Raw genomic sequence first — 235 nt, forward strand, 5'->3', positions numbered from 1 at the left:
CTGCTCAGCGCTTTTCGTGATGGAAGCCAAACGCCAACCCCTGGCAGTATCGGCCTGCTCTATGAAGCCATCGACGCCCTGGCAGACCTAGTCAGTCAGTTGGCCCAAGGGGCAACACCAGATGCGCTGCCTGATGCCGACCCGGCCCTTTGCCAAGCGCTGGAAGCGGCTGCCAGCGGTGAACGTGCCGACGATACCTTCTCTAAGCCAACTCCGCCGCCAACGACGCCAATAT

General features: G+C 61.3%; 1 protein-coding gene. It reads left to right on the forward strand.

Annotation, left to right across the window (positions count from 1 at the left end):
• On the forward strand, nucleotides 1-235 hold a 235-nt coding region (locus tag R0J92_RS26685; RefSeq protein ID WP_411053901.1), incomplete at both ends, for a hypothetical protein.

Origin of the sequence: Tritonibacter sp. SIMBA_163 (assembly GCF_046535935.1) — a bacterium.
GTDB classification, from domain to species: Bacteria; Pseudomonadota; Alphaproteobacteria; order Rhodobacterales; family Rhodobacteraceae; genus Epibacterium; species Epibacterium scottomollicae.